At 58.2% G+C, this 15,073-nt stretch carries 13 protein-coding genes; 8 read left to right on the top strand and 5 right to left on the bottom strand.

Features of this window, described 5'->3' with window-relative positions; all coding sequences use genetic code 11:
- The first annotated feature begins 57 nt into the window (after window positions 1-57).
- Together HEP82_RS10195 and HEP82_RS10190 are read left to right on the top strand one after the other, a co-directional pair.
- Window positions 58-1,050: a LacI family DNA-binding transcriptional regulator gene (locus HEP82_RS10195; RefSeq protein ID WP_192457972.1), complete on the top strand. Its 993-nt coding sequence runs from the start codon at window positions 58-60 to the stop codon at window positions 1,048-1,050.
- 84 nt (window positions 1,051-1,134) lie between these two features.
- Window positions 1,135-2,118, top strand: a complete 984-nt coding sequence (locus HEP82_RS10190) for an aldose epimerase family protein (protein ID WP_192457971.1) — start codon at window positions 1,135-1,137, stop codon at window positions 2,116-2,118.
- A gap of 94 nt (window positions 2,119-2,212) precedes the next feature.
- Here the strand turns inward: HEP82_RS10190 and HEP82_RS10185 are convergent, their stop codons facing one another.
- Genes HEP82_RS10185 through dtnK form a run of 3 tightly spaced genes read right to left on the bottom strand, consistent with a single transcriptional unit; the run spans window position 2,213 to window position 5,327 of the window.
- The gene (locus tag HEP82_RS10185) at window positions 2,213-3,022 is read right to left on the bottom strand and encodes a DeoR/GlpR family DNA-binding transcription regulator (protein ID WP_192457970.1); all 810 of its coding nucleotides are present in this window, start codon (window positions 3,020-3,022) and stop codon (window positions 2,213-2,215) included.
- A gap of 36 nt (window positions 3,023-3,058) precedes the next feature.
- Window positions 3,059-4,039, bottom strand: a complete 981-nt coding sequence (locus HEP82_RS10180) for a D-threonate 4-phosphate dehydrogenase (RefSeq protein WP_192457969.1) — start codon at window positions 4,037-4,039, stop codon at window positions 3,059-3,061.
- Window positions 4,032-5,327, bottom strand: coding sequence for a D-threonate kinase (gene dtnK, locus HEP82_RS10175; RefSeq protein WP_192457968.1), 1,296 nt, complete (start codon window positions 5,325-5,327; stop codon window positions 4,032-4,034). The genes HEP82_RS10180 and dtnK overlap by 8 nt, the downstream gene beginning before the upstream one ends.
- Before the next feature lie 218 nt (window positions 5,328-5,545).
- On the opposite strand from dtnK, the gene HEP82_RS10170 reads away from it, so the two are divergent.
- The 6 genes from HEP82_RS10170 to HEP82_RS10145 all read left to right on the top strand — a co-directional run bounded on the left by HEP82_RS10170 (window position 5,546) and on the right by HEP82_RS10145 (window position 11,766).
- A complete protein-coding gene (locus HEP82_RS10170; protein WP_192457999.1) occupies window positions 5,546-6,682 on the top strand; it encodes an iron-containing alcohol dehydrogenase in 1,137 nt (378 codons plus the stop codon).
- Between the two features lie 37 nt (window positions 6,683-6,719).
- A complete protein-coding gene (locus tag HEP82_RS10165; RefSeq protein ID WP_192457967.1) occupies window positions 6,720-7,604 on the top strand; it encodes a dihydrodipicolinate synthase family protein in 885 nt (294 codons plus the stop codon).
- Window positions 7,605-7,660: 56 nt separating this feature from the next.
- Window positions 7,661-9,076 carry a sodium:solute symporter family protein gene (locus HEP82_RS10160; RefSeq protein ID WP_192457966.1) on the top strand — a complete coding sequence of 472 codons (1,416 nt, stop codon included), beginning with the start codon at window positions 7,661-7,663 and terminating at the stop codon, window positions 9,074-9,076.
- Between the two features lie 6 nt (window positions 9,077-9,082).
- Window positions 9,083-10,264, top strand: coding sequence for a sialidase family protein (locus HEP82_RS10155; protein ID WP_192457965.1), 1,182 nt, complete (start codon window positions 9,083-9,085; stop codon window positions 10,262-10,264).
- Window positions 10,265-10,600: 336 nt separating this feature from the next.
- Window positions 10,601-11,086 carry a YhcH/YjgK/YiaL family protein gene (locus tag HEP82_RS10150; protein WP_192457964.1) on the top strand — a complete coding sequence of 162 codons (486 nt, stop codon included), beginning with the start codon at window positions 10,601-10,603 and terminating at the stop codon, window positions 11,084-11,086.
- Complete coding sequence (locus HEP82_RS10145) at window positions 11,083-11,766, top strand: SDR family NAD(P)-dependent oxidoreductase (RefSeq protein ID WP_192457963.1); 684 nt, start codon at window positions 11,083-11,085, stop codon at window positions 11,764-11,766. Before HEP82_RS10150 ends, HEP82_RS10145 begins: the two co-directional genes overlap by 4 nt.
- Before the next feature lie 89 nt (window positions 11,767-11,855).
- On the opposite strand, the gene yacL is transcribed toward HEP82_RS10145, so the two are convergent.
- On the bottom strand, window positions 11,856-12,218 hold the full coding sequence (yacL, locus tag HEP82_RS10140; RefSeq protein ID WP_192457962.1) for a protein YacL: 363 nt from the start codon (window positions 12,216-12,218) through the stop codon (window positions 11,856-11,858).
- Window positions 12,219-12,329: 111 nt separating this feature from the next.
- Window positions 12,330-14,927, bottom strand: coding sequence for a bifunctional aconitate hydratase 2/2-methylisocitrate dehydratase (gene acnB / locus HEP82_RS10135; protein WP_192457961.1), 2,598 nt, complete (start codon window positions 14,925-14,927; stop codon window positions 12,330-12,332).
- Between the last annotated feature and the right edge of the window lie 146 nt (window positions 14,928-15,073).

The raw sequence follows: 15,073 nt of genomic DNA, 5'->3' as shown, positions 1-15,073 counted from the left end.
CAGTTTGGACAGGTGAATTCCGGCTTATCGCTGTGGACACAGGCACAAAGGAAACGCATGACGAAACGGATAAGAATCAGAGATATCGCGACCGAAGCCGGGGTTTCCGCCGGGGCGGTATCACGCGCATTAAAGGGTCAGCCGGGGTTGAAAGAAGAAACCCGCCAGCGAATTCTGGCCATCGCCCGCCAACAGGGTTACGATTTCACCCGTCTGCGCAACGACAAGCTGCGCCGGGTGCTGTTTCTGCTCCACCGCCAGCACAATATCTCCAGCGCCCTGACCTTCTATTCGCCGTTGTTGCTCGGCGTAGAAAACGCTTGTCGCGACGCCGGCATCGCGCTCAGCTTTCTGGCGCTGGGCCCGACGGACGCAGTGGAAGAGCAGGTGCGGCTGCACGACCCCGATGCACTACTGTGCGCCGGTTTTTTCGAGCCCGAACTGCTGGCCGCGCTGCGCAACATGCAGTTGCCGCTGGCGCTGATCGACCTGTGGGCACCGGGTTTGCCCAGCGTTAATCCGGATAATCTGCAAGGGGGGTATCTCGCCACCCGCCATTTAATCGCTCAGGGCCGTACCCGTATCGCGTTTCTCGCCAGCAGTCTGGCGCATTACAGTATCCGTCTGCGTGAAAAGGGATATCGGCAGGCGCTGTACGAAGCCAAACTGCTGACGCCGCCGGAATACGAAGCCATCGCCCCGCCGCTGCTGGATACCGAAAGTTCGCTGGTCAGCGCAGTGGAAGAGTTGCTGGCGCTGCCGCAACGGCCGGACGCCATTTTCGCCTACAATGATTCCGCCGCGCTGATTGCTATCCGCGTTTGCCAGAAACACGGGGTGAAAGTACCGGAGGAGATCGCCATCGTTGGTTTCGACGATATCGATACCGCCAGCGTCGCGCACCCGCCGTTGAGCACCATCGCCATCGACAAGGCCTCGCTGGGCCGAGCCGGGCTGCAACTATTGATTGATGGCGCGCGCGACGACGAGCAGCAACTGTTGCCCGTGCGGCTGATCGCCCGACAAAGCGCCGGAGAAGGGCTGAATTAACGGTATGGCGGGCTCGCCCCGCCGCACTATCCCGCCGCACGCGCCAGCCCGTCGATTCACCCGTTGAATACACAGGAATCGCCCATGAGCCCAAACGCCTCTTTTATGTTGCACAGTGATGATGGCTTGCTGAGCGCCGACATCGGCCTGGCGGGCGGTATGCTATCCGCGTTGACCTTCCGCCCCGGCACGCCGCAGGCGACCGCGCTGCTGTACCGCGCCCATTGGCTCGATGACGCCGGTGCCTGCGCCGGGCAACCGCCGTTGATGCACCGTTTGGGCGGTGAATGGGTCGGCGTACCGTTCGGCCATGCGCAGCAAGACGGCGACGGCTACCTAGCGGGTATCCCGCACGGGCTGCCCGCCAACCGTGACTGGACACTCGCCGGGCGCTCATCCCGCCACGCCGCACTCGATTTCGTTTTTCCACCGGACTACCCGCTCACGGCGCTGCGCCGGGTTATCCAACTGGCCGATAACGGCAACGTGAATTTTTCTCTGAGGCTACAGGCTAGGCGGCCCTGTCGGTTGCCCGTCGGGCTGCATCCGGTGTTTCCCATCGGGGGGGATGCCGGGGAATTGGTGTTATCCGCCGAAAATGCATTACACATGCGGGCCTACCCACAGCCTGCCGAACCGGGCGTCAGCCGTCTTCAGCCCGGCGCCGTCTTTGATGACTTGCGCCTGGCCCCGGCCGCCGATGGCGCGACGCTGGATCTCAGCCGACTGCCGTTGCCGTTCGCCACGGAGGAGATCCTACAGGTAATGTCGCCGGTCGCCGGCATCGAGCTGACCTATCCACAACGTCGTTTGGCGCTGGCGTTGCGTTGGGACACGACGATACTGCCCCACTGCCTGTTGTGGATCAGTAATGGCGGCAGGCGGCAAACGCCTTGGTCAGGAAAGAATTATTGTCTGGGGGTCGAGCCCGTCTGCTCGGCGTGGGATCTCGGGCCGGCGTGCCTGCGAGACAACGCCATCAGCCAGTCCGGTTATGCGACGGCGCTGGCGTTGACGCCGGAGCAGCCGCTGACAATCGATTACCGGCTTACGTGCCGTCCATATTGAGACGCCCTGCCATACACGCAGACGGGGCTGTGTTCTTCGGCGGCCGAGTCATTTGGCAAGGGGAAATACCACGTATTCGGACGATTTCGTCCTGCTACACAGTGACCAGATGCAGCCGGAACGGCTGCCCTTGCAGTTGCCGCTGAATCTCCGGCGCCAGTTCGCTATCGGTAATCACGTCGGTCAGCGCCGTCAAGGGCGACACGCAAAACAGCGAATACGCGCCGTATTTGCTGCTGTCCGCCAGCAGCACCCGACGGCTGGCATTCACCCCCAGATCCTGCTTGATGCCTGCTTTCTCTTCCGTCGGCGTGGTGATGCCTTTCTCCAGGCTCCATGAGTTGCAGCTGATGAAAGCGATATCCGGATAGACGCTGCGTAACAGCCGGCGGCCGTGCTCGCCAATGCACGACTGGCTGCTGTCGTCGATCCGACCGCCGATAATAGTGACTTCGATTTGCTTGAATTCGGAAAGGAACAGCGCAATCTGCAAATCGGCGGTGATGACGCGCAGCGGCAGATGGGTCAGATTACGCGCCAGCTCCATCATGGTGGTGCCGGCGTCCAGCACCACCGCGCTGCCCGGCTGCACCAGTGTCGCCGCCTGACGGGCGATCGCCTGCTTTTCCAGCAAATTGCGCTGCATCTTTTCGTTGGTGGTGGGCTGCGACGGGATGAAGCGATTGAGCGTCACGCCGCCGTGCGAACGGCTGATGACGCCCTGCTCATCTAGTTTGATCAAATCACGGCGAATCGTCGCCGGGGAAGCATCAATGACGGCCACAAGTTCATCCACCGTCACCAGATTATGGCCTTTGAGGTAATCCATAATCTGGTCGAGACGGCTTTGTCCCTTTATTTTTTCTCCGCTTATGCGTAATGCGTCACTCAATGTTTCCCCCACAATGATATCCGTATGTTTTACCCTAAGCCGATTCTATCAGGCCAGCTGGGTCGCCAGTTTGATCGAAACCGCCATACTTTCCGCCTTCGCCTTGCCCATCCAGGCGATGTCGAACGCCGTACCGTGATCCGCTGATGTCCGGATGAACGGTAAACCCGCGGTAATATTAACACCATCGTAGAAACCAAGCAGTTTCAGCGGAATGTGGCCCTGATCGTGATACATCGCCACCACCATATCGTACTGGCCTTCATACGCCTGCAGATATACGGTATCCGGCGGGCAGGGGCCATACACATCCAGACCTTTGGCCTTCATCGCCTCGATGGACGGCGACACGATATTGATCTCCTCGTCGCCGAACAGGCCATTTTCCCCGGCATGCGGGTTGACCCCGGCGACAGCAATACGCGGTTTGTCATAGCCCACACGTTTGAGGAAGGTATCCGCCATACCGATGACGGTTTCCACGCGCTCGCGATTCAGCGTATCCAGGAATTTGCGCAATGCGATGTGTGTCGTCACATGGATCACCTTCAGCCGATCGGTATACAGCACCATGGCATAATCGCGGCTGTTGGTCAGCTTCGCCAGCAATTCGGTGTGACCGGGATAGAGATGCCCGGCGGAATGCAGCGCTTCCTTGTTCAGCGGCGCAGTGGCAATCGCGTGTACTTCACCCGCCATCGCCAGTTCGGTGGCGCGTTTCACGCAGCGGTAAGCTAAATCGCCCGCTTGGGCCTGTACTCTTCCCGGCTCAAGCCCGGCCGGATCCGCCAAGGGTTCATCGATAACATTGACGACGCCGGGGGCGAAGCGCGCCTGCGCCGGGCTGGCAATTTCGTTCAGCTCCACCTGCGGCACGACGCCGAGCGCCAGAATGCGGCGCAGCGTTTGCACGCATCCCACCACCACCACCGGCGCGCCGGAAAGTTCGCCATCCGCCAGCGATTTGATGATAATTTCCGGGCCAATACCTGCCGGGTCCCCCATTGTTACCGCAATTATCTTATTCACTCACCTTCTCCTCAATAAAACGTAAAACGTCCAGCAGGGTAGCGTCGTCACCAAAACCGCCTGCTTTGGTCATTACGGGGATATCACCGACAACACTGTCCAAAAACCGCCCCCAGGGTACGCAGGAAGCGATTTGCCCTTTGATATGAAAACCATTGGCCTGCAAAGCATTGGCGACGGCAATCGCGATGTCGCCGCCGGATAAATAGAGACCGCCCGGTTGTTGGCGACCCACAATCTGGCGAGTCAGTTCCCCCAGCCGCTGGCTGATGGTGTCGCCCAGTTGCTGACGCGCCATACCATGACGCTGGCACAAACCGTCGATCTCGAAACGCTGGCTATCGTCCAGGCAGGTACGAATCAGGCAATGGTGCCCGGACGCCAGTGTGGCCACCGCTTGTTCGCACCAGCGCGCCAACGCGGCCGGGTACGACATCGCCAGCAGCGCGTCGATATCGATATCCACCAGCGCCACATCCGGCCGCCGACAGGCCATTTGAATTTGTTTTTGAGCAATTTTGCTCATAGAACCAATCACCGCCAGCAACGCACGCGAGGCGTGACCTGCGCGCCGATACAGATGACGGGCCAGCGCATCGCTCAACCCGGCGGATCCCACCAACAGCGGCTTTGCAGCCAACTGCCCGGCAGCCTGCACGATCAGGTCGAGATCTTGCTGGTCTTCCGCATCCAGCACCACCAACCGCACGCCCTGATCGCTCAACCGTTGTAGACGTGCCGCCAGTCCATTTTGACGAAGTTCGCTCAATGAAACCCATGCCTGCCGCAATGCGGTCTGTTCCGCCAACCGTTCACCGACAGAAGAAGAACGTACCGGCGTTTTCGGATCACTGGCGAACTCCGTATCCGTCAACAGACGGTCGTGCACCCACACATTACCGTCGCGGGTCACGCGGCCTAGTGACGGCGCGGCCGGTGCCACCAGCGCCAGCGACACACCGGCGGCATGCAGCGCCGCTTCGGTCTCCGCGCCGGGATTGCCGCGTAACGTGGAATCCACCTTTTTGACTATCCAGCCTTCGACGCCCTGCTCCCGCCAGCCCCGCACTGATTGCGCGGTGCGCTCCCCCGCGACTGCGGCGTCAAGCGCACGGCTGTCGGTATTGATGACGACGGCATCGCCCGATGAAACGGCACCGATCCTCGCAGCGTCAAACAGCACATTGACCTGAGCGCCGTAAAGCGCCAGCCCTACGCCGGCGTCGTTTGCACCGGTAAAGTCGTCAGCCACAACCAGCACACGGATATCTTCCTGCCTGTTCGGCATACCACTACCCCGTTTTGATTGATTACCTGATAATGATTATATTGAATCACAATTGATTATATGTGAGCAATATCAAATTATTCAAAACCAATTTCTTCTATAAATTAGCCACAGAATGTAGGCCTCCCGATCTTTTTCGGTCATAGAAAAAGAATCGTGATTGAAAAAAATCAATCAAATCAGGCGGGAATCACAGCGGATCGGAACAAGGTATGAGTATGAATATCAACAGCACCATTATCAGTGGTTATCAGGCACTCCAGGACATCACCTATCTGCTGTGCGGCAAACAGCATGTCTTACTGGTTACAGATCGGAATATTGTCGGGCTGCCCGGCGTTCAGGCGCTGAAGGAACAGCTGGCGGCCGGCGTTGCACAGCTGTCGGTGATTGATAATGTGCCCGCCGAACCCAGCCAACATGATGTGGCGGCGGTGCTGCAAAATCTGCCGTCCTCAGTGCCGGACTTTGTGGTCGGCATCGGTGGCGGCAGCGTACTGGACGTCGCCAAACTGCTGTCGCTGTTGTGCGCCGGTGATGACGCCATCACATTAGAAAGCCTGCTGGCGGGCACCAAACCAACGCGCCGTACCGCGTCGTTGATGATCCCCACCACGGCCGGTACCGGCTCTGAAGCCACACCGAACGCCATTCTTGCCATTCCGGAAAAAGAAACCAAAGTCGGGATCATTACGCCGGTGATGCTGCCGGACTATGTGGCGCTGATCCCCGAACTGACCACCAGCATGCCCGCTCACATCGCGGCGTCTACCGGTATCGATGCGCTGTGCCACCTGATCGAATGTTTCACCGCCACCATTTCCAACCCGGTCGGCGACAACTACGCGCTGATCGGCCTGAAGAAACTGTTCGCCAATATCGACGCTGCGGTCAACGAACCCGGCAATCTGGAAGCGCGTCTCAATATGCTGTGGGCGTCCTACTATGGCGGCGCCGCCATCGCCCACTCCGGCACGCACCTGGTGCACGCCATGTCCTACCCGCTAGGCGGCAAGTACCACATCCCCCACGGCGTGGCCAACGCCATCCTGCTGACGCCCTGCATGCGTTTCGTTCAGCACGCGGCGCAGGAAAAATTCGCTCAGGCCTACGACCTGTTGCCGAACGCCGATACGCGCCTCGAGCCGGCGCAGAAAGCCGAAGCGCTGGTGGATTACTTCGATGCGCTGGTCAAACGTCTGAATCTGCCTTCATCCCTGCAACAGCTGGGGATTAGCCCGGATCATCTGCCGTATCTGGTGGAATCCGCCCTGCAGGTGCAGCGCCTGATGAAAAACGTACCGACGACCGTCCGTGCCGAAGATGTGCACGCCATCTATTCAACTTTGTTTTGAACACATCACTCTGGTTGATGAATAACGAGGAATAACAATGAGTAAGCCAATTAAAGGCGTTCTGACGGCTATCGTCACGCCCTTTGACCATCAGGGGGAATTCCATCCCGCCGCCCTGCGCCAGCAGGTACAACGCCAGATGCGCTACGGCAATGGTATTTTCTGCAACGGCACCAACGGTGAGTTTTTCGTGCTCAATGCCGACGAGAAAGTCGCCGTCACGGAAACCTGCGTGGATGAAGTGGCCGGCCGCGTACCGGTCGTCGCGCACGTCGGCGAAATCTCCACCCGTGAAACCATCAAGTTGGGCAAACGTATTGCCGCACTCGGCGTCGATGCGGTTTCCGTGATCACCCCCTACTTCGTGCCGCTGAAACAGAGCGAACTGATCGCCCATTACCGTGAAGTGGCGGATGCGCTGCCGGTGCCGGTGTTCATGTACAACATTCCGGCCCGTACCGGTAATACCCTGCAACCGGAAACGGTGCGCATCCTGGCGGATCACCCCAACATCATCGGCATCAAGGACAGCGCAGGCAGTTATGAAAGCCTGAGCGGTTTCCTGCAGGCGGCCAAAGGTATCCCGAATTTTGACGTGTTGAACGGCCCCGACTCGCTGATCCATCAAGGCTTCGTCGATGGCTGTTCCGCCTGTATCTCCGGCCTGGCCAACGTGGCGCCGCAAGCCATCAGCCAGATCTGGCACCGTTTCAACGCAGGCGACGTCGAAGGCTCACGCCTGGCGCAGGAACAGGTCAGCGAACTACGCAAAACGCTGTACGCGATCGCGTTTTCTCCCGCGGTCGTGAAAAAGGCACTGGTACTGATGGGGCAGGATGTCGGCGTCAGCCGCTACCCGATTCAGTTCTCAGCGCAGGACGAAGAGGCCATTCGTTCGCTAACGCAACCTTTTACTGACTGACGACACGCTCTCGTCACATAAAACACCATTACCTTTACCCTACAGGATCGAAACCCATGAACCATTTTGATCTGACAGACACACTTATCATCGTTGGGATAATTGTGTTCTATATTGCCTTTACCTCCTTGCTGACGCTGCGGTTACGCAGCCGCTCCAACTCGGAATTTATGGAAGGCTCCCGTTCGCTGCCGGCGTTTATCGTCGGTATCCTGCTGATGACCGAATTCATCGGCGCCAAATCCACCGTCGGCACATCGCAAGCCGCGTTTGAAAGCGGTATCGCGGCATCCTGGTCAGTCATCGGCGCCGCCATCGGCTTCCTGCTGTTCGGCATCGTGCTGGTGAAAAAGATCTATAACACCGGGAAGATCACCATCTCCGGCGCGATCGCCGAACGTTACGGCAACACCACCAAAAATATTATCTCGATCATCATGATCTACGCACTGCTGCTGGTAAACGTGGGTAACTACGTCAGCGGTGCCGCCGCCATCTCCACCGTACTGAAAGTGAACCTGCCGGTCGCGGCGCTGATCACCGCCATCGTCAGTACCTTCTATTTCTACTTCGGCGGCATCAAAGGCGTCGCTTACGTCACGCTGATCCACAGCGGCCTGAAATACGTAGGTGTAATGATTATTCTGTACGTGGCGTTGAAAATGACCGGCGGTATCACGCCGATGGTCGAGAAGATGCCGGAATTCTACTGGACCTGGGATGGCAACATCGGCGCCAGCACCATCGGCGCATGGTTGATCGGCACCATCGGCTCCATCTTCTGTACCCAGTTCGTCATTCAGGCCATTGCGTCTACCAAGGATGAAAAATCCGCTAAACGCGCCACCTGGATTGCCTTCTTCTTCTGTATGCCGATCGCGCTGGCGATTGCGATCATCGGTGTGGCCGCCAAGTTCGTACACCCGGAAATCAAGAGCCTGTACGCCCTGCCGATCTTCTTGCAGGACATGAACCCGTGGTTGGCCGGCGTAGTGACCACCTCGCTGGTAGCGTCTATTTTCATCAGCGTCAGTACCGTGGCATTGGCGATCGCCTCGCTGATCGTGAAAGATTTTTATGTACCTTATTTCAAACCGACGCAGGAAAAAGAGTTCAAGATGACCCGCGTGTTCTCGCTGATCATCGGTTTCCTGCCGCTGGTATTCGTCCTGCTGGTACCGGAAGTGCTGAAGCTCTCCTTCTTCACCCGCGCCATCCGTCTGTCGATTTCCGTCGTGGCGATGGTCGCCTTCTATCTGCCGTTCTTCAGCAGTTCCCGCGGAGTTAACGCCGGTCTGATTCTGTCCTGCGTCGCGACCTCCGTCTGGTATGTGATGGGCAACCCGTTCGGCATCGACAACATGTACGTTGCCTTGCTCACCCCGGCAATCGTGATGATGCTGGATCGTCTGATCCCCAACAAGAAAGCGAAAGAACAGGCCAAGCAGCCCGTTGAAAACTCAGGAGTATAAACAGAGATGACAACTGAAACCGTTACCGTTGAACGCAGCGGCATTGTGCACCAGGCGGAAGGTGACAATCAGCGGATCGAGGCCTACATTCCTTCGGAGTGTCCGCAGAACCATGCCGCCAACCTGCTCCATCTGCCGAATGGCGACTTGCTGTGCGTTTGGTTCGGCGGCACCCAGGAAGGGGTGGCGGATATTTCCATCTATATGTCACGGCTGCCGCAAGGCAGCCAGCAATGGACGCCGGCGGAAAAACTCTCCGAGGATCCGACCCGTTCCGAGCAAAACCCAGTGCTGTTCCTCGCGCCGGACGGCGTGCTGTGGCTGCTGTATACCGCCCAGAAATCAGGGAACCAGGATACCGCCATCGTGCGCTATCGCCAGTCCACCGATCTGGGCCGCACTTGGGGCGACATCGGCGTGCTGCTGGAACAGCCGGGCACCTTTATCCGCCAGCCAATCACCGTATTGCCCAACGGCAATTGGTTATTGCCGGTGTTTTACTGCCGTACTCGCCCAGGCGAAAAGTGGGTCGGCAACGATGACATCAGTGCGGTGAAAATCTCCAGCGATCAGGGCAAAACCTGGCGGGAATCCGTTGTGCCGAACAGTACCGGCTGCGTACACATGAACATTACGCTGCTGCAGGACGGCACTCTGCTGGCGCTCTACCGCAGCCGTTGGGCCGACGCCATCTACCTGAGCCGCTCCACCGACGGCGGGGAAAGCTGGTCCGATCCGGTCACGACCGATCTGCCTAACAATAACTCGTCGATTCAGGTCACGACGCTGCGCAATGGCCATCTGGCGCTGGTGTTCAACCACATGAATGCAGAGGGCGCCACCGAACGTCGCGTTTCGCTGTATGACGAAATCGAAGATGAAGAGGATGAGGGCCAGAATGCAGTCATGCCGGAAATCACCAGCGAGCGCAGCGCCTTCTGGGGCGCACCGCGTGCGCCGATGACCGTCGCCATTTCTGAAGACGGCGGCCGTAGCTGGCCGTGGCAGCGCAACATCGAAATTGGTGATGGCTACTGCATGACCAATAACTCGACAGAAAAGCTGAACCGCGAGTTCTCCTACCCCAGCATCAAGCAAGGGCCGGATGACAAACTGCACATAGCCTTCACCTACTTCCGCCAGGCAATCAAATACGTTTGCGTCAGCGAAGCGTGGGTAAAAGGTTAACGCACTTTGCAGAGCAGGAAGGTGAGGAGTGATCAACCTGCATGACGTGCATTGCAAATAGGTGTTAGCCAGTGAGTCCGTCATGAGCGATGTCGGCTTGTTGGCTCGCCGGCACGAACCTCAAGGATGAGGTTCACCCATCCCGCCCCACCTGTCGCGAACCGACACATGGATAAAACTGATGGCGCCGGCAGCCGGGGATATAAAAGGGCATATCAACGTGCAAACTCGCATCTCAGGGGAAGCATGGGAGAATCTACCTTATCGTCAGTCCCCCAACGCTCTCAGGTAGAACACATTCAATAAAGAACCACTGTCCAACAACAGGAACACACCATGATCGCAGGCAATCTGAATCATCTGTCGCTGGCGACATTGCCAGCCTCGCTGTGGAACATCCTCTCCGGAATGACGCTGGAAACGCTAAACGCGCTGCCGGAAGGGAAATACCAGCCGGAAGGCGTCGACTGGTTTTACTCCATCGGTACCGTATCTACCGCGCCGCGTAAAGAACGGCACACCGAATTCCATCGCCGTTATCTGGACATCCAGCTGATTCTGGCCGGCGAAGAAATCATGGGATATGACCTGCAGGATGCAGGCGATCGCCCCGCCACCGAGCGCAAACCGGATCTGTTCATTCTCGATCAACCGGACGTCCCTCATGCCATCCGGCTCTCCGCCGGAGATTTCGTGACCTTCTACCCCGGCGAACCGCATCAGGCATTGTGTGCCATCGACGATGTGCCTGCGCCGGTCAAGAAAGCGGTGTTCAAGGTGCCGGTAGCCCTGCTGGAACAGGAAAGGAACCCGGCGTCATGAGCCATCAGAAACGTGTGTTGATCACTGGCAGCAGTTCCGGTATTGGCGCTGCCATCACCGATACCCTATTGCGGGTAGGCTGGCAGGTCGTCGGGTTGTCCCGCCAGCGCGGGCCGCATACCCATGCCGCGTTCGAGCACCATGCGCTGGACGTGACTGATATTCCGGCGTTGACCACATTGCTGGATAGCCTGCCCGCCGTCGATGCAGTCATCCATGCAGCGGGTATCATGAGGGCGGCGCCGTTGGGAAAGCTGAGTTACAGCGACAGCGAACAACTGTGGCGCCTGCATATTCAGGTGGCGGAAGTGCTGGCGGATCGCCTGGTGGATAAATTACCGCAGGGCGGACGCATCGTTTTATTAGGCAGCCGGACATCCAGCGGCGCCGCCGGACGCAGCCAATACGTCACGACGAAATCCGCCATGATCGGTATGGTGCGCAGTTGGGCAGCAGAATTGGCACCGCGCGGCATCACCGTGAATATCGTGGCACCCGGTGCGACGGAAACGCCAATGCTGAATCAGCCGGGACGTCAAAGCTCGCCGCCAAAAATGCCGCCGATCGGACGTTTTATTCAACCGCAGGAAGTCGCGGATCTGGTGGGTTATCTGCTGTCGCCATCCGCCGCGGCCATTACCGGCCAGCAATTGGTGATTTGCGGCGGTGCGTCGCTGTAACCCCCTTTCCATCGGGATACAAAAGCGAGGCCCAGCGCAGGGAGGCGCTGATATCACGCGACCACACAACGCAGGAGCACCGAGTTAACTCAGGGTTTCTGCACAAATTCCCGGTATTTAACCAGCAGATCGAGAAAATCGTCCAGACCGCACAGCGATAGGCTTTCCTCGTCGTAGTAGCTCATACCTTCTTCCATTTCATCCATGGAAAAATCCAGTTGATTGGCGCGCACCATGACTTCCTCGCTATCCAGCAATAGCGTGTATTCATGCCCATGGCGCTCCCACTGGCGTTCGCTGCCCGCGAGATCACGCACCGCAGCTTCGATCTCGTCCAGCACAGCTTCCTGCCCCTTCACTTCTTCATTCAACCAGTGACCTACAGCTTCATGTCCCATCGACATTCGTACCATGACCTGTCCGGTCACATCGCGTAAAAATTCATAGTCCATGGCGTGACTCCTGTTGCTGCATCCACTCTGAATGCCGGCACTGTTTGCCGGCCGTAAAAAAGGGAGGCTCAACGGCCTCCCTTCCTGTTTATTGCGGCAAACTATAACGGCTTAGACAGCGGTCTGGAAGATCACCTTATCCGCTTTCTCGGTATACGGCTGCAGGTGGTCAAAGTTCAGATAGCGGTAAGTATCCTCCGCCGTCTTATCCACCTGCGCCATAAAGCTCTGGTACTCTTCCGGCGTCGGCAGCTTGCCCAACAGCGAGGCGACCGCCGCCAGCTCCGCCGATGCCAGATACACGTTAGCCCCCGTTCCCAGCCGGTTCGGGAAATTACGTGTCGACGTCGATACCACCGTCGCGCCGTCCGCGACCCGCGCCTGATTACCCATGCACAACGAACAACCTGGGATTTCTATCCGCGCACCGCTCTTGCCGAACACGCTGTAGTAGCCTTCTTCCGTCAACTGTGCCGCGTCCATCTTGGTCGGCGGCGCCACCCACAGACGGGTTGGCAATTGGCCTTTATGCTGATCCAGCAGCTTGCCCGCCGCACGGAAGTGGCCGATGTTGGTCATGCATGAGCCGATAAACACTTCGTCTATCTTCGCCCCTTGCACATCCGACAACAGCCGCGCATCATCCGGATCGTTCGGCGCACACAGAATAGGTTCTTTAATCTCGTTCAGATCGATATCGATCACGGCGGCGTATTCTGCATCAGCATCCGCTTCCAGCAATTGCGGATCCGCCAGCCATTTTTCCATCCCTTGAACCCGGCGCTCCAGCGTGCGACGGTCGCCGTAGCCTTCGGCAATCATCCACTTCAGCAGCACGATATTCGAATTCAGATATTCAATGATCGGTGCCTTATCCAGCTTGATGGTACAACCTGCTGCTGAGCGCTCCGCCGAAGCGTCGGTCAGCTCAAACGCCTGTTCCACCTTCAGATTCGGCAGCCCTTCGATTTCCAGAATACGACCGGAGAAGATGTTCTTTTTACCCTTCTTCTCCACAGTCAGCAGCCCTTGCCTGATAGCATACAGCGGAATGGCATGCACCAGGTCGCGCAGGGTGATCCCCGGCTGCATCTGGCCTTTAAAGCGCACCAGCACCGACTCCGGCATGTCCAGCGGCATCACCCCGGTGGCGGCGGCGAAGGCCACCAGACCGGAACCGGCCGGGAAGGAAATCCCGATAGGGAAACGGGTATGGGAATCACCGCCAGTGCCCACGGTATCCGGCAGTAACATGCGGTTCAACCACGAGTGAATCACGCCATCGCCCGGGCGCAGCGACACACCGCCACGGTTCATGATGAAATCCGGCAACGTGTGGTGGGTGTTAACATCCACCGGCTTCGGATAGGCTGCAGTGTGGCAGAATGACTGCATCACCAGATCGGCGGAGAAACCCAGACAAGCCAGGTCTTTCAGTTCGTCGCGAGTCATCGGCCCGGTGGTGTCCTGGGAGCCGACCGACGTCATCTTCGGTTCGCAGTAAGCGCCGGGGCGAATACCCGTAACGCCGCAAGCACGGCCGACCATCTTCTGTGCCAGCGAGAAACCGCGGCCATTTTCCGCCACATCTTTCGCCTGACGGAAGACCTCGCTCGGCGGCAGCCCCAGTGATTCACGCGCTTTGGACGTCAGGCCGCGGCCGATAATCAGCGGGATACGGCCGCCGGCACGCACTTCGTCCAGCAGTACGTCGGTTTTCAGTTCGAAGCTGGCCAACAATTCGTTGGTATCGTGATGACGTACTTCCCCTTGATACGGGTAAACATCAATCACATCGCCCATGTTCAGTTTGGTGACGTCCACCTCGATCGGCAGCGCACCGGCATCTTCCATGGTATTGAAGAAAATCGGCGCGATTTTGCCGCCCAACACCACGCTGCCTGCGCGTTTGTTCGGTACGTTCGGGATATCTTCGCCCATAAACCACAGCACCGAGTTGGTGGCGGATTTACGTGAAGAACCGGTGCCGACGACATCGCCGACATAGGCCAACGGGAACCCCTTCTGGTTCAGTGCTTCAATCTGTTTGATCGGGCCGACCGCGCCGGGTTGATCCGGCTCGATGCCTTCACGGGCATTTTTCAGCATCGCCAGCGCATGCAGCGGAATATCGGGACGCGACCAAGCGTCTGGGGCCGGCGACAAATCGTCGGTATTGGTTTCACCGGTGACTTTGAATACAGTGACAGTAATTTTTTCCGCCAGCTCCGGGCGGGACAGGAACCAACCGGCATCGGCCCAGGACTGAATAACCTGCTGAGCATGAACATTGCCGACTTTGGCTTTTTCTTCCACGTCGTAGAAGTTATCGAACATCAGCAGGGTATGGGACAAAGCCTTGGCGGCGATAGGCGCCAGCGCGGGGTTGTCCAGCGCATCAATCAGGGGATGGATGTTGTACCCCCCCTGCATGGTGCCGAGCAGTTCGACGGCGCGTTCCGACGAAACCAGGGGGGAAACGGCGTCGCCTTTTGCGACGGCGGCCAGGAAACCAGCTTTGACGTAAGCGGCCTCATCAACACCCGGCGGCACGCGATTGACTAACAGATCCACTAAAAACGCTTCTTCGCCTGCGGGCGGATTTTTCAGTAACTCCACCAGCGCCGCCATTTGCGCAGCATCCAACGGCTTGGGGACGATCCCTTGTGCAGCCCGCTCGGCTACGTGCTTGCGATATTCTTCTAGCACGACATTCTCCTCGCTCTCATTGTCTAATTATGCCCGGCGCTCATATTACCGGCTCATGATGTCCATGCCTGATCCCAGCCAGTGGATGTAAGGTTCAGAGTGCCCGGTCCAGCGTGACGAGCATATCAGGATTTGAATCGACTGTT

Source organism: Musicola keenii (assembly GCF_014855505.1).
Taxonomy (GTDB): domain Bacteria; phylum Pseudomonadota; class Gammaproteobacteria; order Enterobacterales; family Enterobacteriaceae; genus Musicola; species Musicola paradisiaca.
This window is presented reverse-complemented; position numbering and strand designations above follow the sequence as displayed.